Source organism: Alteraurantiacibacter aestuarii (genome assembly GCF_039523595.1).
GTDB classification, from domain to species: Bacteria; Pseudomonadota; Alphaproteobacteria; order Sphingomonadales; family Sphingomonadaceae; genus Alteraurantiacibacter; species Alteraurantiacibacter aestuarii.
The window spans coordinates 551,220-577,375 of the sequence record NZ_BAAAFP010000002.1 but is presented as its reverse complement, the minus strand read 5'-3'; the positions used below and the strand labels follow the sequence as shown (position 1 = coordinate 577,375).

At 62.3% G+C, this 26,156-nt stretch carries 15 protein-coding genes; 7 read left to right on the top strand and 8 right to left on the bottom strand.

Annotation, left to right across the window (positions count from 1 at the left end; translation table 11 throughout):
• Nucleotide 1 precedes the first annotated feature (1 nt).
• Both ABDZ98_RS06480 and ABDZ98_RS06475 read right to left on the bottom strand, forming a co-directional pair.
• Complete coding sequence (locus tag ABDZ98_RS06480; RefSeq protein WP_160590108.1) at nucleotides 2–3,109, bottom strand: efflux RND transporter permease subunit; 3,108 nt, start codon at nucleotides 3,107–3,109, stop codon at nucleotides 2–4.
• Nucleotides 3,110–3,114: 5 nt separating this feature from the next.
• A complete protein-coding gene (locus tag ABDZ98_RS06475; protein WP_160590110.1) occupies nucleotides 3,115–4,170 on the bottom strand; it encodes an efflux RND transporter periplasmic adaptor subunit in 1,056 nt (351 codons plus the stop codon).
• A gap of 160 nt (nucleotides 4,171–4,330) precedes the next feature.
• On the opposite strand from ABDZ98_RS06475, the gene ABDZ98_RS06470 reads away from it, so the two are divergent.
• Both ABDZ98_RS06470 and ABDZ98_RS06465 read left to right on the top strand, forming a co-directional pair.
• On the top strand, nucleotides 4,331–5,002 hold the full coding sequence (locus ABDZ98_RS06470; RefSeq protein WP_160590112.1) for a winged helix-turn-helix domain-containing protein: 672 nt from the start codon (nucleotides 4,331–4,333) through the stop codon (nucleotides 5,000–5,002).
• Complete coding sequence (locus ABDZ98_RS06465; protein ID WP_160590114.1) at nucleotides 4,999–6,369, top strand: HAMP domain-containing sensor histidine kinase; 1,371 nt, start codon at nucleotides 4,999–5,001, stop codon at nucleotides 6,367–6,369. Before ABDZ98_RS06470 ends, ABDZ98_RS06465 begins: the two co-directional genes overlap by 4 nt.
• 37 nt (nucleotides 6,370–6,406) lie before the next feature.
• On the opposite strand, the gene glgX is transcribed toward ABDZ98_RS06465, so the two are convergent.
• The 5 genes from glgX to ABDZ98_RS06440 are packed head-to-tail and all read right to left on the bottom strand — an operon-like array spanning nucleotide 6,407 to nucleotide 15,513.
• Complete coding sequence (gene glgX / locus ABDZ98_RS06460) at nucleotides 6,407–8,218, bottom strand: glycogen debranching protein GlgX (protein WP_337190159.1); 1,812 nt, start codon at nucleotides 8,216–8,218, stop codon at nucleotides 6,407–6,409.
• A complete protein-coding gene (gene glgA, locus ABDZ98_RS06455; RefSeq protein WP_160590118.1) occupies nucleotides 8,209–9,663 on the bottom strand; it encodes a glycogen synthase GlgA in 1,455 nt (484 codons plus the stop codon). Before glgA ends, glgX begins: the two co-directional genes overlap by 10 nt.
• Nucleotides 9,660–10,919 (bottom strand): glucose-1-phosphate adenylyltransferase, encoded by a 1,260-nt coding sequence (gene glgC / locus ABDZ98_RS06450; protein ID WP_160590120.1) that lies wholly within the window; start codon nucleotides 10,917–10,919, stop codon nucleotides 9,660–9,662. The genes glgA and glgC overlap by 4 nt, the downstream gene beginning before the upstream one ends.
• A 17-nt stretch (nucleotides 10,920–10,936) precedes the next feature.
• On the bottom strand, nucleotides 10,937–13,102 hold the full coding sequence (gene glgB / locus ABDZ98_RS06445) for a 1,4-alpha-glucan branching protein GlgB (RefSeq protein WP_160590122.1): 2,166 nt from the start codon (nucleotides 13,100–13,102) through the stop codon (nucleotides 10,937–10,939).
• The gene (locus ABDZ98_RS06440; RefSeq protein ID WP_160590124.1) at nucleotides 13,099–15,513 is read right to left on the bottom strand and encodes a glycogen/starch/alpha-glucan phosphorylase; all 2,415 of its coding nucleotides are present in this window, start codon (nucleotides 15,511–15,513) and stop codon (nucleotides 13,099–13,101) included. Before ABDZ98_RS06440 ends, glgB begins: the two co-directional genes overlap by 4 nt.
• A 268-nt stretch (nucleotides 15,514–15,781) precedes the next feature.
• Between ABDZ98_RS06440 and ABDZ98_RS06435 the strand changes: the two genes are divergently transcribed.
• From ABDZ98_RS06435 to ABDZ98_RS06415, 5 genes are all read left to right on the top strand, one after another.
• Nucleotides 15,782–17,398 (top strand): alpha-amylase family glycosyl hydrolase, encoded by a 1,617-nt coding sequence (locus ABDZ98_RS06435; RefSeq protein ID WP_160590126.1) that lies wholly within the window; start codon nucleotides 15,782–15,784, stop codon nucleotides 17,396–17,398.
• 685 nt (nucleotides 17,399–18,083) lie between these two features.
• Nucleotides 18,084–20,540, top strand: coding sequence for a G8 domain-containing protein (locus tag ABDZ98_RS06430; protein ID WP_160590128.1), 2,457 nt, complete (start codon nucleotides 18,084–18,086; stop codon nucleotides 20,538–20,540).
• 377 nt (nucleotides 20,541–20,917) lie between these two features.
• Nucleotides 20,918–21,235 carry a hypothetical protein gene (locus ABDZ98_RS06425; RefSeq protein ID WP_237437383.1) on the top strand — a complete coding sequence of 106 codons (318 nt, stop codon included), beginning with the start codon at nucleotides 20,918–20,920 and terminating at the stop codon, nucleotides 21,233–21,235.
• A 104-nt stretch (nucleotides 21,236–21,339) separates the two neighbouring features.
• Nucleotides 21,340–21,666, top strand: coding sequence for a UrcA family protein (locus ABDZ98_RS06420; RefSeq protein ID WP_160590130.1), 327 nt, complete (start codon nucleotides 21,340–21,342; stop codon nucleotides 21,664–21,666).
• Between the two features lie 277 nt (nucleotides 21,667–21,943).
• On the top strand, nucleotides 21,944–23,509 hold the full coding sequence (locus tag ABDZ98_RS06415; RefSeq protein WP_160590132.1) for a sulfotransferase: 1,566 nt from the start codon (nucleotides 21,944–21,946) through the stop codon (nucleotides 23,507–23,509).
• 101 nt (nucleotides 23,510–23,610) lie between these two features.
• Here the strand turns inward: ABDZ98_RS06415 and ABDZ98_RS06410 are convergent, their stop codons facing one another.
• Nucleotides 23,611–25,968, bottom strand: a complete 2,358-nt coding sequence (locus ABDZ98_RS06410; protein WP_237437384.1) for a TonB-dependent receptor — start codon at nucleotides 25,966–25,968, stop codon at nucleotides 23,611–23,613.
• Between the last annotated feature and the right edge of the window lie 188 nt (nucleotides 25,969–26,156).

Genomic DNA, 26,156 nt, shown 5'->3' with positions numbered 1-26,156 from the left:
CTCAGCCCTCCCCGCCTGCGGCATTGGGAACCTCGTCCAGCCTGTCGGCCGCACCCTCGCCAAAACGCTCGTACAGCATGGGCAGCAGGAACAAGGTCAGCATGGTCGCCGATACCAGTCCGCCCACCACCACGATGGCCAGCGGCTTCTGGATTTCCGAACCGGGGCCGGTGGCATAAAGCAGGGGCACAAGCCCGAACGCGGCGATGGCAGCGGTCATCAGCACCGGACGCAGCCGCCGTTCCGCACCGCGCCGCACGGCCTCTGCCAGCGAATGGCCTTCGGCGCGCAGCTGGCGGAAATAGCTGACCATCACCAGCCCGTTGAGCACGGCAATGCCGAACAATGCGATGAAGCCAACCGACGCCGGGACAGACAGATACTCCCCGGACAGCGCCAGCGCGATCATCCCGCCTACCATGGCAAAGGGAATGTTGAGCAGGATCAGGATCGACGCGCGCAGCGAATTGAGCGTGAAGAACAGGATGCCAAAGATCATCAGCACCGAGATCGGCAGGACGATGGCAAGCCGGGCGCTGGCACGCTGCTGGTTTTCGAACTGGCCGCCCCAGACAAGGCGGTATCCGGGCGGCAGGGGCACGTTCTGGGCGATATCCGCGCGCGCTTCCTCGACATAGCCGACCAGATCGCGGCCCGAGACGAAGGCCTGAACCATGGCGAAGCGCGAGCCGTTTTCATGCTCCAGCTTGACCGGACCCTCTGTCCTTTCGACGCTGGCAACATCGCTGGCGCGGACCAGCTGTCCGGTGGGGGAGCGGTACAGCTGGTCCGCGAAGGCCTGGGGCGAATCTGCGTTCGCTGTACCGGCCTTTATCACGATGGGCACGCGGCGATTTTCCTGCGCCACCACGCCCGCGCGCATGCCTTCGACCTGTGCGCGCATCATGTCCTGCAAATCGGTCACCGGCATGCCCAGGCGGCCTGCGGCAACGCGGTCAATGTCGATCTGGAGGTAATCGACCTCGTCATTGGCAACGGTCATCGCCTCGCTGGTACCTTCAATGGTTTCCAGCCGGGCCTGAATCTCACCCGACAGGCGCGAAAGCTCCGCCAGATCGGGGCCGAACAGTTTGAGCGCCAGATCGCCGCGCGCGCCGGTCAGCATTTCGGATGTGCGCATGTCGATAGGCTGGGTGAAGCTGGGTTCGATACCGGGGAAACGGTCCAGCACGGCGCGCAGCTGGTCCACCAGCCATTCCTTGTCCTGCACGCGCCATTCCTCGCGCGGGTGCAGTTGCAGGAAGGCATCGCTTTCGTTCAGGCCCATGGGATCGAGCCCGATCTCGTCCGATCCGACGCGGGCGATGATCGCTTCAACCTCGGGCACTTCTTCCATGATCGCCCGCTCGATCGCCAGATCGCCCGCCAGCGAATGTTCCAGCGAGACGGACGGCAGCTTGGCCAGCTGCATCACCACCGATCCTTCATCCATGATCGGCAGGAAGGTCTTGCCGGTAACGGAATAGGCAATGCCGGTGAGCACCAGCGAAATGCCCGCTATGCCGAACACCAGCTTCTTGCGGGCAAAGGAGCCATTGAGCATGCGCGAATAGACCGGCGAGATCTTGCGCATCAGCCACGGCTCATGCCCGCCGGTCTTCAGCTTCAGCAGGAAATAGGACAGCACCGGTATCAGCGTGAGCGACAGCACCAGCGCCGATGCCAGCGACAGCACGATGGTCAGCGCCACGGGTGAGAACAGTTTGCCTTCCAGCCCTTCCAGCGTCAGCAGCGGCAGGAACACGATGGCAATGATCGCAAGGCCCGAAACCACGGGTTTGGCGACTTCCGCGGTGGCGACAAAGATGTTGTGCAGCTTGCTGCTGGAGGCGTGGCGCGGGTCGGTAAGCCGCTCGACGACATTTTCCACCACCACCACGGCGCCATCCACCAGCATGCCGACGGCAATTGCCAGCCCGCCAAGGCTCATCAGATTGGCCGTGAGGCCGATGGAACGCATGAAGATGAATGTCAGCAGGGCAGCCATCGGCAAGGCCAGCGCCACAATCACCGAAGCGCGCAGATCGCCAAGGAACAGCAGCAGCAGGATGACCACCAGTATGGTCGCTTCAAGCAGCGCCTTTTCCACCGTGCCGACAGCGCGATTGATCAGGTTGGAACGGTCGTAGAAGACCTCCACGCTCATGCCCTCGGGCAGGCTTGCGGTCACTTCGGCCAGACGTTCCTCAATCCCGCTGACAACCATGGAGGCATCGGCGCCGCGCAGCCCGATCACCAGTCCCTCGACCGCCTCGCCCGTGCCGTTGCGCGTGACCGCGCCATAGCGGGTGAGACTGCCGGTACGGATATCGGCCACATCGCCAAGCCGGATCACCGCCCCGCCATCGGCGCGCACCACGGTGCTGGCAAGATCGTCCAGCGTCTGGATTGCACCGGTTGCGCGCACGATCAGCGCCTCTTCCCCGGTAACCAGCCGTCCGGCACCATCGTTGCGATTGCCTGCCTCAATGGCGGCCGCAATATCGGCGGTGCTGAGGCCGGCGGCGGCGAGTGCCAGATTGTCAGGCGCGACTTCGAAGGTTTCGACAAAGCCGCCCAGCGCATTGACGTCCGCCACACCGGGCACGGTGCGCAGTGCCGGGCGGATGATCCAGTCCAGCACGCGGCGCTTTTCGGACAGGCTCTGGGGGCCTTCCAGCGTGAACATGTACATGTCCGACAGCGGCGTGGAGATCGGCGCCATGCCGCCATCCACCGTATCGGGCAGGTCGCCCATGGCCGCGTTCAGCCGCTCTGCCACCTGGCTGCGGGCCCAGTAGATGTCGGTCCCGTCCTCAAAATCGATGGTGATGTCGGCAATGGCATATTTGGCCACTGAGCGGAGCACGGCCTGATCGGGAATGCCGAGCATTTCCATCTCGATCGGCGTGATCACCCGGCTTTCAACCTCTTCGGGGGTCATCCCCGGCGCGCGCAGGATGATCTTCACCTGGGTGGAGCTGATGTCAGGGAAGGCGTCGATCGGCAGGTTGGCAAAGGACCACCCGCCAATACCCGCCAGCAGGACAGCCAGGCCAAGCACGGCAAAGCGTAGCTTGAGCGCTTGTTCGATCAGATGACGCAACATGACCGCTATTCCGCCGCAGCGGCTTTGAGTTCGGTAATGCCGCTGGTGGCGACAGTCTCACCCGGCTCAAGCCCGGCAGAGATGATCGCTTCCCCGCCAACGGCGGAGACCAGCGTGACCGGGCGCGGCACAAAACCATCGCCTGTGCGCACGAAGACATGCTCCGTCCCGCCGATCCGCGTGACTGCCGATGATGGAATGGCAACGCCCTCGCCATCGCCCGAACCGGTGATCACCACCATCACATTGCCGCCCGGCACCAGTCCCGGCGCCGCGCCAATGCTGGCCTTGGCCATCACCGAGCGCGTGACCGGATCGATCGACGGCGCGACCGACAGGATTCTTCCGCCGACCTGCATCGTCTGCCCGTCACCGGCCGGCAATTGCAGCTCCACGCCCATTCCGGGCCGAACCTGACCGGCCAGCCGTTCGGGCAGTTGCAGGTCTATCTGATAGGAGCCGGACGCCTCGATCACGAACGGCGCCACCATGCCATCGACCGGACCGCCGGTTTCAACGCCGACATGCGCCACACGCCCCGAAATGGGCGAGCGCAGGGTCATCATCCCGTCAGGACCCACGCCGGAATAGGAATTGAGCCGCTGGGTTTCGACCACGGTCGTGCGCGCCTGCGCCAGACGGGCCGCAGCCTCGTCCGCGCGGGCCTGGGCAATGATGCCCTCGCTCGCCAGCTGCTCCAGCCGGGCGGATTGCGCTTCGGCCAGCGCTGCCTCGGACCGGGCGCGGGCCAGATCGGCGGAAATGCTGACCGGCTCTGCCGCCCTGACAATCGCCAGCGGCGCACCGCGCGCCACGGCCTGACCTTCGATCACGTATACGCGCACAGCAGCGCCGGGGAACGGCGATGTCACCGCCACCCGCGCTTCTGGCGGCAGGGTGATCTGGCCCGGAACCGTGCCCAGCGGCACATTCGTTGCCAGACGGGCCTTGGCCGTGGAGATCGCCTCCGACGGTGCAGGAGCTGCATCTGCCTGCTGGGCTGTGGTGGCGGACTGCTCATCCGCCTCACCGCCGGAGCAAGCTCCCAGCGATGCAAGCATCAGACAGCATGCGAGTGAAGGGAGAGTGGGCCTGGTCATGAAGGCGACCTTGCCGCGCCAAACTGACAACAACTTGTCAGATTGGCAGCTTTTTGTCAGTTTCAGTGCGCATAAGGCGTAAGGATAAGCATTCACAGGCGTAAGGCCGGAAAGGGAGAGAATGCGCCTGCTGCTGGTTGAAGACGATCCCGAGCTGGGCCGCAGGCTGGGGGAACGGCTGCGCGGTGCGGACTATGCGGTCGACCTGGCGCCAACAGCGGACCTGGCCGAAGACTGGCCCGATCTGGACAAGATGGCAGCCATCATCCTCGATCTGGGATTGCCCGATGGCGACGGGGTGGACCTGCTCAGGCACTGGCGCGCGGCGGGTGTTGCCTGCCCGATCCTGATCCTGACGGCGCGCGGCAGCTGGCAGGACAAGGTCGAGGGGCTGAACGCAGGCGCCGACGATTTCGTGGTCAAACCCGTTCGTTTCGAGGAATTGCAGGCACGGCTCAACGCCCTGTTCCGCCGCCACATGGGCAAGCGCGAAAGCACCATCTCCATTGGCGGCCTGACGCTCGATCCGCTGACCCATATGGTGGAGGACAATGGTGAGCCACTCTCGCTCAGCCGCCGGGAATTCTCCCTGCTCCACCTCTTCATGCGCCACGCCGGACAGATCTTGCCGCAATCCGACATCCTCGATCATCTGTATGAACTGGCGGACGAGCGGGAGCTCAACACCATCGAAGTCCTCATCGCCCGCCTGAGGCGCAAGATCGGGCGCGATCGGATCACCACACTGCGCGGCATGGGCTATCGCTTCGAGAAGAACGGGACCGCAGCATGAAGCTGAGCCAGTTGTCGTTCGGGAGCTTGCGGCTGCGCTTCCTGCTGGCGATCCTGCTGTGGGTCAGCCTGGGCATATTCGGTATCTGGTTCACCGCCACGCAGGTATTTTCCCGCCATATCGAACAGAGCTATCATGAGGAACTGGAAGTCCATGTTCGCGAGCTGGGTCGGCTGGTACAGATCGGCGCCGACGGCATGCCCGAACTGTCACGCCCGCTGTCCGATCCGCGTTATGAAGTGCCGCTGTCCGGCTTTTACTGGCAGGTGAGCATCCCGCACCAGACCATGCTGCGATCCGAATCCATGACCCGTGGTCAGCTGGACCAGAGAGTGGCCCATTCGCCCAACATCATGCACCGCATTCTGGATGGGCCGACCGGGCCGGCGATCACCTATGGCATGATCGTTCCTGGTCCCGGCGGTGAGGAAATCCATGTGGTGATCGCCACCGACCAGAGCGAGCTGGACGACGCGATCAATTCCTTCACCGTGGAGCTGACCGTCTGGCTGGCCAGCCTTGGCGCATTGCTGCTGGCAACGGGCGTCGCCATCATCAGCTTTGGCCTTCGCCCGATGAGCCGCCTGGGCAAAGCGATCACGCGGCTGCGCGAGGGCAAATCCGCCAGTCTGGAAGGGCGCTATCCCACCGAAATTGCGCCGCTGGTGCAGGATCTGAACGAGTATATCCGGCAGAATTCGGAGATGGTCAGCCGCGCCCGCGTGCAGGCCGGCAATCTTGCCCATTCGCTGCGCACGCCGCTGGCGGTGCTGACCGATGAGGCCGAACAGCTCGCCCTGCGCGAGGAATGCGCCGCCTCGGCGCAGGTCCTGCTGACGCATACGGAGATGATGCAGCAGCAGATCGATTACCAGCTTGCCCGCGCGCGGCTGACCGTCGCCTCAAGGCTCCCCGCCACCCGTGCCAGACTGCCGCAATTGCTCGTTCCCATCCTCAACGCGATGACCCGGCTGCATCCTGGCAAGCGCTTTGACCTCGAGCCGCCGGATCAGGAGATTTCGCTGCCGGTCGATCCCGTCAATCTTTCGGAAGTTCTGTCCATCCTGCTCGACAATGCCGGCAAGTGGGCGCGCGACAAGATCGCCATCACCATCGCGCGCGCGCAGGACGGGACCGTGATCGTCACCATTCGCGATGATGGTCCTGGCATGAATGAGGGGGAGATCGCGCGCGCCTTCGATATTGGCTCTCGCTTCGATGCGCAGATGCCGGGGTCGGGTCTGGGGCTGGCGATGGCAAGCGAGTTTGCCCAAAGCATGAATGGCGAGATTGTGCTGGAAGCCGGATCACCGGGCCTGATCGCCCGCCTGCGCCTGAAGCCCGGTCCGGCAGGCGAGCTGCCGTAAGCTCAGGGAGCAGCTTGCCCTGCTCTCTTGCCCTGTTCTAGACCTTCCAGCTGACCGCGCGCCGTTCCCGGTCAACGCAGATGTCCAGCACATCGCCGCCTTCGCCCAGTGTAAAGATGAAGCCCGGGGAAGCGGGCGAATTCCAGTCCTGCGGGTGTAGTTCGCCGCCATCGACAGAGCGCCAGTGGCCATCTTCGGGAAACCGCCGGAACAGGGCGATCCGCTCCGCCCGCATGCGCGAAAGGCCCGCGGTGAATTCCTCCAGCTCCCGGTCACGCCCTTCCCAGTCAATCCAGCTGATCGCATTGTCCTGCGCATAGGCGTTGTTGTTGCCTTGCTGGCTGCGACCCATCTCGTCCCCGGCGGTCAGCATGATCGTGCCGGTCGATGCGAACAGCGTGCCCAGCAAGGCGCGCAGATCGCGGGCACGGTGCGCGCAAATGGCGGGATCGACGCTGGCGCCTTCCACGCCGTTGTTCCAGCTGAAATTCTCGCCATGACCGTCGCGGTTGCCCTCGCCATTGGCGAGGTTGTGGCGCTGCTCGAAGGCGACCGTATCGGCCAGCGTGAAGCCATCATGCGCGGCAAGGAAATTGACGCTGCGGCAGGTTTGGCCGGGAGGGGGCTGGCCGAAAATATCCGCCGATCCCGCCAGCCGGGTCGCCAGTTCGCCAATCGGCGCATCGCCGCGCCAGAACCGGCGCACGTCATCGCGGTAGCGGTCATTCCATTCCAGCCAGTCGGCGGGGAAATGCCCCAGTTGATATCCGCCGGGGCCAATGTCCCACGGCTCGGCAATCATGATCCGGTCCGCCAGCAGCGGGTCGGCGGCAATCTGCGCGAATATGGGCGCGTGCGGATCGAACCCCGGCCCGCGCGCCATGATCGGCGCGAGATCGAAGCGGAATCCATCCACGCCGCAGTGGCGCACAAAGTGGCGCAGCGTATCGATGGCCAGCTGGCGGACATGCGGCCGGGCGAAATCCAGCGTGTTGCCGCAGCCGGTATCGTTGATCAATTGTCCGTCGGGCCGCTTGGCATAGGCACTGTCGTCCAGCCCCCGCAGCGATATGACCCCGCCGAAAATATCGCTCTCGCCGGTATGGTTGAGCACCAGATCGAGGATGACACCTATGCCCGCTTCGTGCAGCTGCTCCACGGTCTGGCGCAGTTCTGCAATGCCGCCGGGGCACAGGCCCGGGTCCAGCGCCATCATGGCAACCGGATTATAACCCCATGCGTTGGACAGCCCGAGCGGCGGCAGGTGCCTCTCATCGATCCAGGCCGTGATCGGCATCAGTTCCACGGCGGTTACATGGAGCTTTTGCAGATGGGCAATCACCAGCGGATGGGCGAGCGCTGCCACCGTGCCGCGCAGTGCATCGGGAATGCCGGGATGCAGCTTGCTGAAGCCCCTGACGTTGACCTCGTAAATCAGGCCCCCGGCGGTGAAGCGCGGTGGCGTTTGGGCAACTTCAGGCAGCGGGCCGGTCACCACGGCGCGCGGCACGATGGCGCCGGTATCCGCGCCCAGTTGCGCCAGAGAGGGATGCTGGGTGAAGCGCCGGTCAAGCTCCAGCGCATAGGGATCGACCAGCATCTTGGCCGGATCGAACCAGTGCCCATGCCCGGGCGCCCACTCGCCATGTGCGCGGTAGCCATAGAGATCACCGGTGCAATCCCGCGCCATATTGGCAACCCACAGATCGCCCTCACGCGTCATGGGGATGAGCGTTTCGTCCTGCCCGGATGGCCCCGCAAGGCAAAGCGTGAGGCCGGTAGCCAGTGGGGAGCGAACGACGAATTGTGTGCCCGATGGGGTCAGCGTAACCCCCTCTTTCAGGCCCACTTGGCAGCCTCCACCAGCCGCCGATACAGGCCTGCATATTGCGCCGCGCTGGCGCTCCAGCCAAAATCGGCGCGCATGGCGCAGCGTTGCAGGCGGCGCCATGCAGGGGGATCGTCGAACAGGCGGATGGTGCGGCTGATGGCCAGCGCCAGCTCGTCATAGCTGGCTTGCGCAAACACCACACCGGTTGCGCTTTTCTCCGCCATGGCCGCAGGATTGGCATCAATCACCGTGTCAGCCAGCCCACCCGTGCGCGCCACCACGGGGATGCAGCCATAGGCCAGACCGTACAGCTGCGTCAGCCCGCAAGGCTCAAAGCGGGAAGGCACCAGAATGGCATCGCCGCCGCCCTGCATCAGATGCGAAAGCGGTTCGTCATAGGCGAATTTCAGCCCGACTTTTCCCGGATGGCGCTCTGCCGCTTCCTTCAGCCCCTGTTCCAGCTCCGGCTCACCCGATCCCAGCAACGCCAGGCGACCGCCCAGCCCGACAAGGTGATCGATCACCTCCAGCAGCACATCGATGCCCTTTTGCCAGGTCAGCCGGCTGACGACGATGAACAGCGGTCCATCGCCGGTTTCCAGACCAAACGCCTTCTCGACCGCGCTCTTGTTGGCCTTGCGCTTGCCCAGTTTCTGCGGACTGAAGTGCGCGGCCAGGTGCTGGTCAGTCTCAGGGTTCCATTCGGCCGTGTCGATGCCGTTCAATATGCCTTGAACCAGGTTTGTGCGCGCCCTGATCACGCCGTCCAGCCCCATGCCGAAGGCGGGCGTGTGAATTTCGCGGGCATAGGTGGGGCTGACGGTGGTGATGGCATCGGCGCAGACCATGCCACCTTTGAGCATGCCCACACCGCCGTGAAATTCCACCCCCTGCATCGTCCATGCGCTGTCCGGCAGGCCCAGGCGGGGGAATACCTCCGCCCCGAAATAGCCCTGGAAGGCCATGTTGTGGATGGTCAGCACGCTGGGGACCGGATGACCGCCAAAGCGCAGGTAGACAGGCGCCATCGCGGCCTGCCAGTCGTGCGCGTGGACAAGATCGAACTTGCCCTTCTTGCCGCCGACGCCCGCCAGCCGCGCCGCCGCATTGCCCAGCGCGGCAAAGCGCCGCCAGTTGTCATTCCAGTCCGCGCCCGAACCATCGCCGTAAGGACCGCCTTCGCGGGTGAAATAGGCTGGCGCGTCGAGCACCAGCAGCTTGCGCCCGTCATCCAGTCTGGCCGATACCACGCGCGCCGGCTCTCCCAGCAGGCTCTCGAACTCGGCAATCTTGCGGCCCTTGCGAATGGATTTCATCACCGCCGGGAAACCGGGCAGCAGAGTGGTCACTTCCACATCATGGCTGGCCAGGGCCGCAGGCAGGGCGCCGACCACATCGGCCAGCCCGCCGGTCTTGACCAGCGGCACGGCTTCGGACGCGACGGACAGGACTTTGAGCGTCAACCCAGCCTCGCGATCATGTCCTTGGTGATCAGGCATACGCCCTTGTCGCTGCGGCGGAAGCGCTTGGCATCCAGCACCGGATCCTCACCCACCACCAGCCCTTCAGGAATGCGCACGCCTGAATCGAGCACCACATTCTTGAGCTGCGCGTTCCGGCCGATGTTGCAATAGGGCAGGATCACCGCCCGTTCCACGCTGGAAAAACTGCCCATCTTGACGCCGGTGTACAACAGACTCTGCCGTGCCAGCGCGCCCGAGACGATGCAGTCCTGCGAGATCAGCGAGGAAATAGCCATGCCGCGCCGGCCTTCCTCATCATGCACGAACTTGGCCGGGGCGGCGACGATCTGATCGGTCCAGATTGGCCATTCCCTGTCATAGAGATTGAGCTTGGGCACCACGTCGGTGAGGTCGAGATTGGCCTCGAAATAGGCGTCCAGCGTGCCCACGTCGCGCCAGTATTCCTCAATCTCGTCCGCCGCGCGGATACAGGAGGTGGTGAAGCGATGCGCCACCGCCTTGCCGTGCTTGACGATGTGCGGGATGATGTCGCCGCCAAAGTCGCGGCCCGATCCCGGATCGGCGGCATCGCGGCGCAGTTCGTCGAACAGGAATTCGGTATCGAAGACATAGATGCCCATGCTTGCCAGCGCCATGTCCGGCTCCCCCGGAATGCCGGGAGGATCGGCGGGCTTTTCGACAAAGGCGGTGATGTTGTCCTGCTTGTCCACGTGCATCACGCCAAAGCCGGTCGCCTCCATGCGCGGCACCACCAGGCAGCCGACGGTGACGTTGGCACCGCTTTCCACATGCTGGCGCAGCATCATTTCGTAATCCATCTTGTAGACGTGATCGCCTGCCAGGATGACCATGTATTTGGGCGCGTGGGCGGCGATGATATCGATGTTCTGGAACACCGCATCGGCCGTGCCTTCATACCACTGGCTTTCGGACACACGCTGCGAGGCGGGCAGGATATCGAAACTCTCATTGCGCTCTGGCCGCATGAAGTTCCACGCACGCTGCATGTGGCGGATCAGCGAATGCGCCTTGTACTGGGTAGCCACGCCGATGCGGCGAATGCCCGAATTGATCGCATTGGAGAGCGCAAAGTCGATGATCCGCGAGACACCGCCAAAATAGACCGCAGGCTTGGCCCGGTTGTCGGTCAGTTCCACCAAACGGCTGCCACGGCCACCGGCCAGCACATAGGCCATGGCGTCACGCGCCAGAGGTTGCCCGGATAGATCTCGCATCGCACTTCCCCGTTCTGTTATTCTGTAAATTCCAGCATGATCGTAGCCAATGGCGGAAGTGTGACATGCGCCCCGCCATTCTGCGCGTTCACCTCTCCAAGATTGCCTTGTCCGCCGCCGCCATAGGCCAGCGCATCGCTGTTCAGCACTTCGCGCCAGCTGCCATCATGCGGCAACGGCAGGTGGTAGCCGGTGAGCAGCTGCGGCGTCATATTGCTGATGATGGCGATGGGCGGCTGGCCGGGACATTTCCGCAGCCAGGCGAACACCGAGTTCTCACTATCGTCGGAGATCAGCCATTCGAAGCCCTCACCCTCGCAATCGCGGGCGTGCAGGGCCGGCTTGCCGCGATACAGATGGTTGAGATCGCGCAGCAAAGCGCGCACGCCCGCATGCGTCGGCGCATCCAGCAGGTCCCAGTCGAGCGCGCGGTCCTCTGCCCATTCGCGCCGCTGGGCAAATTCCTGCCCCATGAACAGCAGCTTCTTGCCGGGATAGGCCCACATCATCGCGTAATAAGCGCGCAGATTGGCGAATTTCTGCCAGTCGTCACCGCTCATCTTGGTCAACAGCGAACCCTTGCCGTGGACCACCTCGTCATGGCTCAGCGGAAGGACGAAATTCTCCGAAAACGCATAGACCAGCCCGAAGGTGATTTCCGCATGATGGTGGCGGCGGTGGACCGGATCGCGCGCCATATATTGCAGCGTATCGTGCATGAAGCCCATGTTCCATTTGAAGCCGAATCCCAGATTTTCCCTGGGACCCTCTTCATAGGCCGGCTGCGAAACGCCGGGCCATGCGGTACTTTCCTCAGCCACGGTCAGGAAACCCGGGTGGCTGCCATAGACCGCGCGGTTCATGGCGCGCAGGAAATCAACCGCCTCCCAGTTCTCACGGCCACCTTCGGCATTAGGAATCCATTCCCCCGCCTCGCGCGAATAATCGCGGTAAAGCATCGATGCGACCGCATCCACGCGCAGCCCGTCGACATGATATTGCTCGGCCCAGAACAGCGCATTGTTGACGAGGAAGGATGACACTTCGCGCCGCCCAAAGTTGTAGATCGCGGTGTTCCAGTCCGGGTGGAAGCCCAGCTTCGGGTCCTCATGCTCATACAGCGCAGTGCCATCAAAATGCGCCAGCCCGTGTTCGTCGGTGGGGAAATGCGCCGGCACCCAGTCAATCAGCACGGAAATTCCCGCCCGGTGTGCGCCGTCGACAAAACGGGCAAATCCGTCCGGTGCGCCGAACCGTGCACTGGGCGCGAACAGTCCGGTGGTCTGATACCCCCAGCTGGGATCATAAGGGTGTTCGGAAACGGGCATGAATTCGATGTGGGTAAAGCCCATGTCCGCCACATAGGGGATCAGCGTTTCGGCCATCTCGTCCCAGGTCTGGAACCAGCCGTCGGCGTTTCTCTGCCATGATCCGGGGTGGACTTCGTAGATGGAAATCGCCTCGCGGCGCGGGTCGACACTGGCCCAGTGGGCCCGGTGCGCGGCGTCGCCCCAGTCGGGCTTTGCCGGGCGCGCGGTGAGCGATGCGGTCTTGGGCCGCAGTTCGGAGGCAAAGGCAAACGGATCTGCCTTGAGCGGCAACACCGTGCCATCGGGGCCGGTGATGCGGTATTTATAGGCGCTCCATTCGCCGATATCGGGAATGAAGGTTTCCCACACGCCGATATCCAGCCGCCGCCGCATCTGATGGCGCGCCGGGTCCCAATCGTTGAAATCGCCGACCACGCTGACATGGCGCGCATTGGGGGCCCAGACAGCGAAATGAACGCCTGCTGCACCTTCATGCTCGATCAGGTGGGAACCCATCTTGTCGAACAGGCGAAAATGCGCGCCCTGGGCAATCAGCAAATCGTCGAGCGGCCCCAGCACCGGCCCAAAGCTGTAGGGGTCGCTGACCCACCAATTGTGCCCGCCTGCCTTGCAGCGATATTTGACCGGCTGCGGCTTGCCCTTCAGCCTGCCTTCGAACAGCCCGCGATCATCAACCTTCGCCATCTTGCCCAGGAACCCGCCCCGCAACGAGAAGGCATTGGCCTCCTGCGCGCCGGGCAGCATGACCCGTGCAAAGGTTCCCTCAGGTCCGGAATGCGTTCCCAACAGCGAAAAGGGATCGGCATGAGTGCCAGAAAAGAGCGCCTCTATTGCCGATTCAGGTGGCTTCACATGACTCCCCAGATCTCTCGCGCATATTCCGAAATCGTCCGGTCGGAGGAGAACCAGCCGACATTGGCGATATTGTGTATCGCCTTCTTGCGCCAGCTTGCCTGATCGGTCCACAACTGATCGACAGCGCGCTGGCACCCGGCATAGGCATCGAAGTCAGCCGCCACCATGAACCAGTCATGGTCATACAGGCCATCCATCAGTTCACGATATCGCTCCGGCTCCCCGGGGGAGAAGACACCGTTGGAAATGGCATCGACCGCCTGCAACAATTCGCTGGAGTTCTCGATCACGTCGCGCGGATTGTAGCTGTCCAGCCTGCGTGCAGCCACTTCATCCGCAGTCAGGCCGAAGATGAAGATATTGTCGTCCCCGACCTTGTCCTTGATCTCGATATTGGCGCCGTCGAGCGTACCGATGGTGAGCGCACCGTTGAGCGCGAACTTCATGTTGCCCGTGCCCGATGCCTCCATCCCGGCGGTTGAAATCTGTTCGGACAGATCGGCAGCCGGGATGATCCGTTCGGCCAGCGTGACATTGTAGTTGGGAATGAAGACGACCTTCAGCAGCCCGCCGACAGAAGGATCGCTGTTGATCCTGCGGGCGATGTCATTGGCCAGCTTTATGATCAGCTTGGCATTGTGATATGTGGGCGCTGCCTTGCCGCCGAAGATCTTGACCCGCGGCACCCAGTCCTTTTCCGGGTGGCTGCGGATCTGGTCATACAAGGCCACCGTCTCGATCAGGTTGAGCAGCTGGCGCTTGTATTCATGGATGCGCTTGATCTGCACATCGAACAAAGCATCGGGATCGACACGGACCCCGGTCAAAGCCTTGATATGGTCTGCCAGCACCAGCTTGTTGCTGCGCTTGACCTCAGCAATCCGTTCACCCAGCTGGGCATCGCCTGCCAGAGCGTTGAGGTCCTGCAGCTTCTCCGTATCGTCAAGAAATGCATCACCGATGGCATCCTTGATCACACCCGTCAGGCCCGGATTGCACTGCATCAGCCAGCGCCGGGGGGTCACGCCATTGGTCTTGTTGTTGATCTTGCCAGGATAGAGCTTGTGCAGATCGCTGAAGACGGTTTCCTTCATCAATTCCGTGTGCAGCGCGGCCACGCCATTGACGCTGTGCGCCCCGGCAAAGGCCAGGTTGGCCATCCGCACGCGGCGTTCCCCGCCCTCGTCGATCAGTGAAATGGCGGAGATCGCCAGATCGTCCAGCCCCGCCTTGCGGGCATCGCGCAACACGCGTGAATTGATCGCATAGATGATCTGCATGTGGCGCGGCAGCAACCGTTCAAACAGGGGCAGCGGCCAGCTTTCCAGAGCCTCCGGCAAAAGCGTGTGATTGGTGTAGGCGACTGTCCTTGAAGTGACGTCCCACGCCTCGTCAAATTCGAGGCCGTAGTCATCCACCAGCAGCCGCATCAGTTCCGCAACGGCCACCGCGGGGTGGGTATCGTTAAGCTGGATCGCGGCCTTGTCCGGCAGTGTGCGGATGTTCTTTTCATACTGGATATGGCGGCGCACGATGTCCTGGATCGATGCGGAGGAGAAGAAATACTCCTGCCGCAGCCGCAATTCCTGCCCCGCCGGTGTCGAATCCGCAGGATAGAGCACGCGCACCAGACTGTCCGCCCTGGCATCGCTTTCCAGCGCGGCCACATGGTCTCCGGCGTTGAAAGCATCGAGCCTGATCGGATCGAGCGCATGGGCGGTCCACAGGCGCAGGGTGTTCACCCGCTTGCCGCGCCAGCCGACCACGGGCGTATCCACCGCGCTTGCCTCAATCACTTCATCGGGATGCCATTTGACCCCGCCATTGGCCTCCACCACTTCGCCGCCAAAGCCGATATGATAGGCGCTTTCGCGGCGGTCGAATTCCCAGGGGTTACCGTGGCTGAGCCATGTTTCGGGCAATTCCACCTGCCAGCCGTCGTCAATACGCTGGCGGAACATGCCGTTCACATAGCGAATGCCATAGCCGTATGCCGGGATATCCAGACTGGCGAGGCTTTCCATAAAGCATGCGGCCAGTCGCCCCAGCCCGCCATTGCCCAGCGCGGCATCGGGCTCCAGATCCTCCAGCACGGCCAGGTCCAGCCCGTGCTGTTTCAGCGCCTGTGCCATTTCATGCGTCAGGTCCAGATTGCTCAGCGCATCGCGCAGCAGCCGTCCGATAAGGAATTCCAGACTGAGGTAATAGACCCGCTTGCCGCCATCGGCATAGGTGCGGCGGGTCGATTCCATCCAGCTGTCGATGATCTTGTCACGCAGCGACAGAACCGTGGCGGTATACCAGTCATGCGGCTTGGCCGCGCGTTCGTCCTTGCCTACGCGGTGACGCAGCACATCGATGATGAGATCCTGAATTTCAGGGCTAAGCGATACGGGACTGGTGGACATTCGCCACGCTCCTAAAAATGCCCGGGGCGCGTGTCCCGTGCAGGTTGCAGTCCTCTCCGCTCTATTCCCGGCTTGTTGCTGAACTGATTATACAACCGGCCCGCGCCGCACCTGCCGGATGGTGCGACCATCATCTGGTAAGGCCGGATTCGCAAAACGACAAGCGCTGCTGACGCCGTTCAATACGCAAATTGTGCATTGCAGCAAAACACTGTTCACAGCGGAATTTCGTGATATTGATTGCTGCCCTGATCCAAAGGAGGCGCGAATGGCGTCACTGCGCGAAAAGTCGGCTCCTCCATGGTGGCGCGGAGCCTCGATCTACCAGATTTATCCACGCAGCTTTCAGGACAGCGATGGCGACGGCGTGGGCGATCTGCCCGGCATTGCCGGCAGGCTGGACCACATCGCCAGGCTGGGTGTGGATGCCATCTGGATTTCGCCCTTCTTCACCTCGCCAATGAAGGATTTCGGATATGATATTTCCGATTTCCGCGGTGTCGATCCGATCTTCGGCAGGATTGAGGATTTCGATGCGCTGGTGGCAAAGGCGCATGCGCTGGACCTGAAAGTGATCATCGATCAGGTCTATGCGCATAGTTCGGACCAGCATCGCTGGTTCGCCGAAAGCCGCAGTTCTCCCCAGAGCGACAAGGCTGACTGGTATGTGTGGGCCGATCCCAAACCCGACGGGACTCCGCCCAACAACTGGCAATCGGTGTTCGGCGGACCGGCCTGGACCTGGGATGCACGCCGCGGCCAGTATTACATGCACACATTCCTGAAGGAGCAGCCGCAGCTGAACCTGCACAATGTGGAGGTTCAGGATGCCCTGCTGGAAGTGGCGCGGTTCTGGCTTGAACGCGGGGTTGACGGGTTTCGCCTCGATGCGCTGAACCATGCGATGCATGACCCCTTGCTGCGCGACAATCCGCCAGTGCCGGAAGAACCCGGCGTACGGCGCAGCCGGCCGTTTGATTTCCAGATCAAGCTGCACAGTCAGTCGCAGCCAGAAATGGTCTATTTCGCCGAGCGGATTCGCGGACTGGCCAATGAATATGGCGCCATTTTCACCATGGCCGAAATCGGCGGGGACAAGGCGCTGGAAGAAATGAAGGCGTTCACCACCGGCGATCACCGGCTGAACAGCGCCTATGGCTTTGACTTCCTCTACTCCCCCGAACTCACCCCAAAGCGCGTGGCGGAAGCCATGGCGGGATGGCCCGGCGATCGCGGCGAAGGCTGGCCAAGCTGGGCGTTCGAAAACCACGATGCGCCGCGCGCTGTCTCGCGCTGGTGCAAGACGGAACAGCCGGAGGATTTCGCCCGCGTCAAGATGGCCCTGCTGCTTTGCCTGCGCGGCGACCCGATCATCTATCAGGGCGAGGAACTGGGGCTGGAGCAGGACGAGGTCCCCTTCGAACTGTTGCAGGACCCGGAGGCCATCGCCAACTGGCCGCTGACCCTTTCGCGCGATGGCGCGCGCACGCCTTTTCCGTGGACGGACGAGCCGGGCGGAGGATTCTCTGATGCCGTGCCCTGGCTGCCACTGGGCGACGCCAATCGCGCGCGCGCCGCCAGCGTGCAGGTGGGCGAGCCGCAATCGATGCTGGAAACCACCCGCCGGCTGCTGGCCATCAGGCGCGATACGCCGGAGCTGCGGCTGGGCAGTTTCGACCTTGTCCGGGCGACCAAGCACGTGCTGGTTTTCCACCGCGAACTGGCGGGGAGACGCGTTGTGTGCGGCTTTAACCTGGGTACAGCCGATGTTGATCTGACACTGCCCGGCGGCCCATTCTCCACCCTCGCCTCAATCAACGGCGGCACCTCCACCATGCTGCCGACGATGTCCGCCTATATCGCAAAGTCAGCTGGATATTCCTGAACCGGGCACGCCCGCCCCAGGGGGAACGAGTGCCGACAACCTAAAGGCAACGTAAAGGCATAGAGCGCACCGGGCCCGTTTGCATGCAGCCACCTCCAGCATGTTCGCTGGTCCATATCTGCGGTGGCGGGTCGCCTGCTCAGGACCATATATCGCGCGCCCGTGTCAGCGTTTTCGTCGACTTTCAGCAGCACCACCGTCTCGCCATCGGCGCAGGTGGCCTCCCGCTCCTGCGTTCAGTGCCCGGTCAAAGCTCTTTAGGCGAGATTGTCGAATTCGGCCTGGATCTGCTCGGTACCGAAGGCGAATTTCATCAGCCTGCCATGCGCATCCAACACGGTGATCCGGACCGCCCCTATACCTGCATGCCTCGCCCCTCTTCCGGGAGCATGCCGACGGGCGGATACAGGACCTGTTACAATCAATTACAAAAACCCTCGAAACACAGCTGATAGGGACCTTGGCAAACAGACCTATCTGTTGCAGGATCGCCTGAATAAAAAGAGCGGGACACATAGTCCCGACCGAGGGGATAATCGTCATGGCCAAGCAGTCTCGCCTGCTCCTTTTTTCGTCGCTTCTTCCTGTGTCACTTGCGCTGGGCGCAGGCTCCGGAGTTGCTGCCCAGGAGAACCACGCCCACGCCGCCATGGAAGAGCCAGCGGCTCCTTCAGCAGTCAGGTCCTTGCGCTGGTCCGATCCCGCCACCTGGCCGGACGGCAAGGTGCCGGGCGCAGGCGATGCCGTCACGATTGCCCGCGACATGGACGTTCTGCTCGACGTCAATCCGCCCGCGCTGCGCAGCCTGACGGTAAATGGCAAGCTCCGCTTCTCGGACGATCTCGACATCAGCCTTGAAACCGAGTGGATTTACGTACCCGGCGGCGAACTTGAGATTGGCACCGAAGCCAGGCCGCACACGCGCAATGCCACGATCACGCTGACCGACAATGTCCCCGGCGAAGACATCAACACCATGGGCGATCGCGGGATCATGCTCATGCGCGGGACGCTGAACCTGCACGGCAACCGTGAAAACAGCTGGAGCAAGCTCGCCCGCACTGCCGAGGCCGGCAGCAGCGAAATCGAGGTGCTCGACGCCAGTGGCTGGCGTGCAGGCGACGAGATCGTCCTTGCCTCAACCGACTTCAATCCCCGCCAGGCCGAGAGGCGCCACATTGCAGCCATCAGCGGCAACAGGCTGACGCTGGATCAGCCTCTCGAATACATGCACTTCGGTGAGATCACCTTCGGCGTGGACGAGCGCGGCGAAGTGGGCCTGCTGACGCGCAACATCCGCATTCAGGCATCGGAGGATTCCGAGAGCAATTACTTCGGCGGGCACATCATGGCGATGGTCGGGTCCGAGATGTACGTCGATGGGGTCGAGCTGACGCGCATGGGCCAGCACATGAACCTGGCGCGCTACCCGATCCACTGGCATCTGATCGGAGAGGGTCAGGGGCAATATGTCCGCAACGCGGCGATCCACGACACCTTCAGCCGCTGCGTGACGGTGCACGGCACCAACAATGTGCAGGTTGAAAACAACGTGACCTTCAACACCGTGGGTCACTGCTTCTTTCTGGAAGACGGGATCGAAACGGGCAACCAGTTCGTCCGCAACCTCGGCATCCAGACCAAGTGTCACCCGACACTGCCGTGCCAGCCGACAAACCTTGTCCTGGCGCATCAGTCCACCGAAGGGCAATCTGCCGAGCATATCCTGATCCCTTCGGACAATACCGTGTCCACTTTCTGGATCACCAATCCTGACAACATCTACCGCGACAACGTGGCCGCGGGGTCGGACCAGATCGGCTTCTGGATGGCCTTTCCCACACATCCGACCGGCCAGTTCGAAGGCACGGAGATCAGCGCCAACACCTGGCCCGGACGGACAAAGGTGCGCGAGTTCAGCGGCAATGTCGCCCACTCCAATTTCGATGGATTCCTGCTCGACCGCGGCCCCGGGCCAGACGGCAGGTTCGGTATCGCCGGACCCAACCTTACCAGCTACGCCGATCCAACCGATACGAACAGCGGGCTGGTGGTTTCGGTGTTCGACAATTTCACCGGCTACAAGAACCGCAACGGCGCCATCTGGGGGCGCGGCGAGTACCACTTGTACACCAATCTGAAACTGGCCGACAACGCCATCGGCTTCACCCATGCGTCCGGTATTCCGGGTATTGCCCCGTTCACCTCACGGGTAGTCGACTCGCTGTTCGTGGGAGAGAGCGCCAATATCGGAAACCCAAGCACGCCCGAGGAAGTGGCCTATGGCCGCAGCCTGCCGGCCGCATCGGCGGACTTCCCGATCCGCGGCTATGAATATTACGATTTCCACCACGAAGTGGTGAACACAACCTTCGTGAACTACGTATCCAACGACCTGCGCGATGCAGGTGCGCTTTCCTACCTGCTGTTCACCAGCTTCGGCATGAGCACCGATAACTCGGTCGAGGGCCTGACATTCGTCAACGCCCAGCCGGTCAGCTTCCCCCCGATCCAGCGCCGCTGGGCGTCCGACTATGGCCGCAGTGCGGCCTACCGAAGCGCGGCGTTCCGTGATCTGGATGGCTCGATCGGCGGCATTCCCGGTGCCTACATCGTTATCGACAACGGCATCGCGTCGGATGAGGAAACTTGCGAAATCAAGGCGAGCTGGAATGCCGCCATCTGCGATGCGGACATCGGCCGGTTCAGCATCGCCGGCAATTTCAGCGGGTTCGAGAGTGGCCCGATTACCGAACCGATCATCCTGCAGCGCAGGGGCAAGCGGTTCGAATATACCGGGGAAACCACGATCGGCTCTGACGCCGAAGTACGGGTCGAGACGTCGCGGGATGCGCTGTCCCTGACCCTGACCGAAATGGATGACGGCTCGTCGGTGATTTTCGAGTTTCCCGGGTTCAACGCCGCCACCGGGGGCGTGGAAAAGCCCAGCCTGGCGGCGCTGCGGGAGGCCAGCGAAACCTCCTGGTTCAAGGATGGCGACACGCTGTGGGCCAAGCTCGTAGTCGACAACGATGCCGGCCTGACGGCTGCAAGCGGGGGCAATGCTCCCCCCGGCTTCGGCGCCCGGGCTCTTCCCGTGGGTGCCCGCCTCGATGTCGGCAAGGAAGGCCTCGGCGGCTGAAGGAACCAGAGCCCCTGCGCAAGCCGGGGGGATGGGGTGACAGGGTGGCAGGAGCACCGGGCGACGGTTTGTGAAAATTCGCCCAGAAATCCGCGTGCCATGCCCGCTGCCGAATATTACGCTTGACCAATTTAGTGTTATCTGTAGCTTCGTCTCCAGGTTCTGGAGAACCATATCAATGGGAGAGTGTCAGCAAATAGCGCGCCTGTTTCAGGCGCGTTGTGAGGAGACTCTCGATGCAGCGCAGTGCAATCTACCGATCCCTTCTCTCGCAAACCCTTCAGCATATGCCCAAAGCGGCGCGAAGCCCTATTCTCCGCAAGCATGGGATAGTGCTGGCTGGCGCGGTCGCGATCTGCAGTGCCGCATCACCCGCATTGGCAGAACGTGAACCCAGCACGAAACTGGTGCGCTGCGGTGAAGAGAGCTGCCTGCAGATTTCCGGTTATCGCGATGATCCGGCATCGATCGTAAGGCTCAACGGCGAAGTCGTGACCGCCGATGGCGGGCAGGACTGGCAAGTTCGCCTGCCGATCGAAACAGTGCGGCAATGGTCCGCCCCCAATGCGCGAACGATCGAAGTCTCCCTGCTTGACCCGGAGACGGCGCAAGTCACCTCTGCCAGCACCAGCCTTCCGATCGGCCTTCTGGGCGATATCTCCAGCCTCGCTTTCCTGGAAGTCAGGTCTCCGTAAGCCCTTTTCTCCTGTAGTTGATCCTTGTCAGCCGACTGGCGCGTGCATATGTGATCCATAGCCGCCGCAGAGCGGTAATAAGTAAAACGCAGGAGAAAACGACGATGAAAGCAGGTCTTTTGGCCTTGGCTGCGTTCGCGATTGCGGCGCCGGCCATGGCAAATACTACGCAAGATCCCTTTGTTCAGGAAAGCGCGATGCTTCGGCTCGACGGGCTCGACCTCGCGACACAAGCGGGGCAACGCAGCCTCGCCATCCGTATGGACGCAGCCGCCCGTGCGGTTTGCGGCGATCGGCTCGAGAATGTGCACCTTTCCCTGGCCGCGAGCGCGCGCCAGTGCCGTGCAGAGGTTCTCGCAGACATCCGCGACCAGATCGAAACCCGGATGGCAGCGAACACCGCGCACGAACAGTTCGCCTCCAACCGCTGAGACCTTCGGCCGGGCAAATGCCCGATTGCAGGTTTGAGCGAGGTTGAAAACTGGCTCTTCAAACTTCCATGGTCCGGCGCAACCCCGCCGGACTATGGACGGTTTTGCCGCTCGCCGCCCGCCATCATAAGCGGGTCCGCGCGGGATATTGCGTTGCCTAACCGGCAAGGCGCAAATATGCTGGGCGAATGGAGCCATTCGCAGCCAGAACGCGGTCGCTGGACCAAGATCACACCCTGAAAATTCACCATCTGCGCAGCTTGCTGGCAAGTGCCTCGTGACGCTTGAAGCGCGAGCGAGGGCTGCACTTGGGCGAGGCGATTTTTCACTGGCAGCGGATACCGCCAAGTCTTTGATTCTTCAGGACAAGGATCAACCAGAGGGCTATTTCCTGTTGGGAATTGCGACTGCCGAGACCGGCCAGATTGGCAAAGCGGTGCCGCTTGTCCAGGCGGCGGCCGTGCGTGGGCCGAAGGCGGAATATCTGGCCCAGCTGGCCAGGCTGCTGATCCTTTTGCGGCGCGATGGCGAAGCCGCCGATGCTGCACGCGAGGCAATGGCGCTGGCGCCCGGCGATGCGCGGACTTTCGATACGATCGGCTGCGTTCTCACCCGGCTTGGTGACCATGAGGGTGCGATCAAGCCCTTTCAATGCGCGGTGGCGGCAGAGCCGGACAACCTCGATTATCGATATAATCTGGCGGCAGCGAGCAGCTATACCGGCCGGGTGGCCGAAGCCGGTGCGCAATATGAGGCCATTCTCGCCGCGGATCCCGGCAATGCGCGGGCGCATTATGCTGTCGCCATTCTGTCTCGCCAGACAGCAGATGCGAACCACGTAACAAGGCTCAAGACCGCCCTTGCCGAGGCCCGCGAACCTGGCGAGGCACTGCGCATCCGCTATGCGCTGGCAAAGGAACTGGAGGACATCGGTGACCCCGAGGCGTTCGGGCACCTGTCTGCCGCCAACAGCGCACACAAGCTCTCGCTCCGATACGATTTTGCCCAGGACGCCGCGATTTTCGACGCGATCGAGACCGTTTTTGCGCAGCGCAACAGTGCTTTGCATCAAGGCGGGGGCAATCCCGATGACGCGCCAATATTCGTGATCGGCATGCCCCGAACAGGCACGACGCTCGTCGACCGGATCCTCTCATCTCACCGCGATGTGGTGTCGGCGGGAGAGTTGCAGGCCATGCCGATTGCCGTGAAGAAGCTGGCGGGAACGCCATCGCGCACTGTCATCGACAGGGAGACGATCATGGCAAGCGCGGCCATCGACCCGGCCGCTATCGGTGACGCCTATCTCGCGCAGGCCCACCATCACCGGCCCCGGGGCACCGCACGCTTTACCGACAAGTTGCCGGCCAATTTCCTGTACGCAGGACACATCGCGCGGGCGCTGCCCAATGCCCGCATCGTATGCCTGCGCCGCAATCCGATGGACACGGTGTGGAGCAACTACAAGAACCTCTTCGCCAGCCGGTCCGCCTATTACGCCTATTCCTATGACCTCATGGATACGGCCCGATATTATGCGCGCTTTAGCCGCCTGATGGGCATGTGGGAGAGGCTGTTTCCAGGCCGCGTGCTGCAGCTGTCCTACGAACAATTGGTGGCCGATCAGGAAGTGCAGACCCGGCGCCTGATCGAACATTGCGGCCTTGGATGGGACGCGGCCTGCCTCGCATTTCATGAGAACGCCGCTGCGGTTGCGACACCCAGCGCCGCGCAGGTCCGCCGCCCGCTGAATGCCGATGGCGTGGGCAAGTGGCGTATCCACGAGGAGGCGCTGGCGCCGATCCGGGACTGGTTTACAGAGCAGGGCATCGCGCTGGACTAGCCGCTGTTTGCGCCGCTGTTTGCACCAATTTTGCACATGAAATGGGGCGCCTGCCGATGTCCGGCAAGCGCCCCGTTCCTGCTCAATGGGTAGTCAGCCTGTCAGAACCTCACGCGCCCTTCGATGCCAACGGTACGCGGAGTAAGCACCGCCTGCCGATAGTAGCGCACCGCCACCCCATCATTCACGCCGATCCGCGACCGGTCATTGGCGACCGACACGACCGCATATTTGTCGAAGATGTTGTTGGCGAACAGGCTGATACTGTAGTCATCCATGTCATAGGTGAGCGATGCGCGGTGGGTGACATAGCTGGGCAGCAGGTCGCCATAGGCACGGTCCCAGCCGATCCGTGAAACCACACTGCCGCGGTAGGTTGTGGTCCAGTTTGCGATCAGGTCGCCATCGGCAAGCGGTGTCATATAGGTCACGCCCAGACTGCCGGAATTCTTGGCAGAGCCCGGCAGGCGGTCACCTGACAAGGCATCAAGCTGGCTGAAGCGGTTGTCGTAATTATTGGGCGTCGTGCGAATGGTGATGATGCCCGGCACGTCCTCGGTCAGGATGGCGTCCGTGTAGGAATAGGTGCCCTGGATCGTCAGCTCGGGCGTGGGGCGCAGCTGGAAAGACGTCTCGAAGCCCTTCGACCTGGCCGAACCGCCATTCACCGTGATGCCCGTGGCACCGTAGAGCGTGGAGGAGTCGACCTGGATGCCCTGCCAGTCGATGTGGAACACGTTGAAGCTGAATGACAGCAGCCGGTCGAACAACTGTCCGCGAATACCCAGTTCGATGTTCTTGGTCGTGTCCGGGCCATACTGCAATTCATCCGGCAGAGCGCAAATGATCTGCTGGCCGGGCGTGATGTCGGCCGGACACGGAGCAACGCGGTTCGGGCCGCCGATGCGATAGCCCTTGCTGTACGTGCCATAGACCATCAGATCCGGTGAGAATTCATATGAGGTGTTGAGCTTCCACACCCAGCCATCCTTCGCCGCATCGCCACCGTTGGCAGGCAGGTCGTACGGGCTGAGCGGGTCACCCAGAACCGGCAGCGCAGCCGCCCCGGCAATGGTCGAGGTGTATTTGAAATAGCGCGCACCGGCAGTGACCTGCCATTCCGGCGTGACCTCCAGCGTGCTTTCACCGAAGATCGCCTTCTCGGTCACCTTGGAAGTGATGTAGCTCACATATTCCAGAGCTTCCGGGTTGGTCGTGGGATCGACCCAGGGATGGTTCGGGATGCGTTCGGCGTAGTCGCTCTGATACTTGTTCTCGTTGTAAAAGCCGCCGAGAACCCAGCTGACCGGCCCGCCATGCGCCGATACGAGGCGCATTTCGGCATTGTTCTGGTCCCGGTTTCTCTGGGAGTCGGTGTAGCCGGCGAAAGCCGGGAACAGCTCATAATCGTAATCAAGATCAAGCAGCAGATCGGTCACGTCGGCGCTGTCGTGGAACTTGACCTTGGTATGGGCGACGGTGGCCACCACATCGAAGATGTCGGCGACATTGGCATTGAGTTCGGCGCTGAAGAGATGCGCGCTGCGCTCCACCGGCTCGATAAAGCGGCTGGCGTTTTCATATCGTCCGGTTCCCAGAACGCCCGCACTGTTCGACTGCGCGCCATCGGTGGTAGTCCGCTGATAGGCATAGGTAAGCAGCAGTTGCAGGTCTTCGGTGGTCTGGAGCAGCATCTGGTTGCGCGAGGTGAAGGTGTGTTCGAAGTTCACATCATCTTCGCGGTGCAGGTTCGCTGCGTAACCGGCATCCGAAATGCTGGTGGGGCCGTCCGGCTGGGGCAGCGATACGCCCGGTTCATTGACCAGCAGCGGATAATCGATGAACCCCGCATTGGAATAATAGCCGGTGGCGGTTCGAAAGGCGATGTGATCGCGCACGATCGGCAGGTTGAGCATGCCGTCAGCCTGAAAGCCGATGTCACCGCTATGTGACATGAAATAGGTGCGGCCATGCGCAGCACCTTCGATATAGTCGGTGTTCGGACGGTTGGGGATATAGCGGATCGCGCCGGCCAGCGTACCCAGGCCATAGAGCGTACCCTGCGGCCCCAGCAGTGTCTCAACGCGAGCGATGTCGATCAGCTTGAAATCGTAATAGAGCGGAACTTCGCCAAGGTAGATGCCCAGCGCGTCATCGTAAATCGCTCCGCCGTCGCCTGTGTCGGATGCGTTCAGGCCGCGCATCACCACTGTGCCGGTCGATCCCGCGCCGGTGTCCGACACCGTCAGGCCGGGGGTGAAGTCGGCAATGTCGCGCAGGTCATCGATGCGCTGGCGATCCATCTCTTCTGAACCGAGCGCGGAAATGTTGATCGGCGTGTCCATCAGCGTCGTGGTGCGCCTTGTGGCCGTGACGAAGATGGCATCATCGGTCACGGCTTCGGTCGTCGCCAGTTCCTGGGCAAAGGCGGGAATGGCGGTGATGGCGCTGGTGAACATAGTCGCCGAGAGCATCCCGAGTCTTAGTTTTGCGCAATTTCTCATTGTCGTTAGTCCCTCATTTAGGTTGAATTCCCCCGCACCTCGGCACGCATGCCGAAGTCTGACGAATTCTATTTGTGGATGCTTTGAGCTGCCCGCTTACCGTTATTCGGGAATTACGCTCTCGTTTATGTATCTGTTGACGC

What these genes read in the sequence shown, in the direction of transcription:
- ABDZ98_RS06440 (WP_160590124.1), bottom strand. Translation starts at nt 15,513, where the DNA reads ATGTCCACCAGTCCCGTATCGCTTAGCCCTGAAATTCAGGATCTCATC.
- ABDZ98_RS06470 (WP_160590112.1), top strand. Translation starts at nt 4,331, where the DNA reads ATGCGCCTGCTGCTGGTTGAAGACGATCCCGAGCTGGGCCGCAGGCTG.
- ABDZ98_RS06435 (WP_160590126.1), top strand. Translation starts at nt 15,782, where the DNA reads ATGGCGTCACTGCGCGAAAAGTCGGCTCCTCCATGGTGGCGCGGAGCC.
- ABDZ98_RS06480 (WP_160590108.1), bottom strand. Translation starts at nt 3,109, where the DNA reads ATGTTGCGTCATCTGATCGAACAAGCGCTCAAGCTACGCTTTGCCGTG.
- ABDZ98_RS06465 (WP_160590114.1), top strand. Translation starts at nt 4,999, where the DNA reads ATGAAGCTGAGCCAGTTGTCGTTCGGGAGCTTGCGGCTGCGCTTCCTG.
- ABDZ98_RS06475 (WP_160590110.1), bottom strand. Translation starts at nt 4,170, where the DNA reads ATGCTTGCATCGCTGGGAGCTTGCTCCGGCGGTGAGGCGGATGAGCAG.
- ABDZ98_RS06410 (WP_237437384.1), bottom strand. Translation starts at nt 25,968, where the DNA reads ATGTTCACCAGCGCCATCACCGCCATTCCCGCCTTTGCCCAGGAACTG.
- ABDZ98_RS06420 (WP_160590130.1), top strand. Translation starts at nt 21,340, where the DNA reads ATGAAAGCAGGTCTTTTGGCCTTGGCTGCGTTCGCGATTGCGGCGCCG.
- glgC (WP_160590120.1), bottom strand. Translation starts at nt 10,919, where the DNA reads ATGCGAGATCTATCCGGGCAACCTCTGGCGCGTGACGCCATGGCCTAT.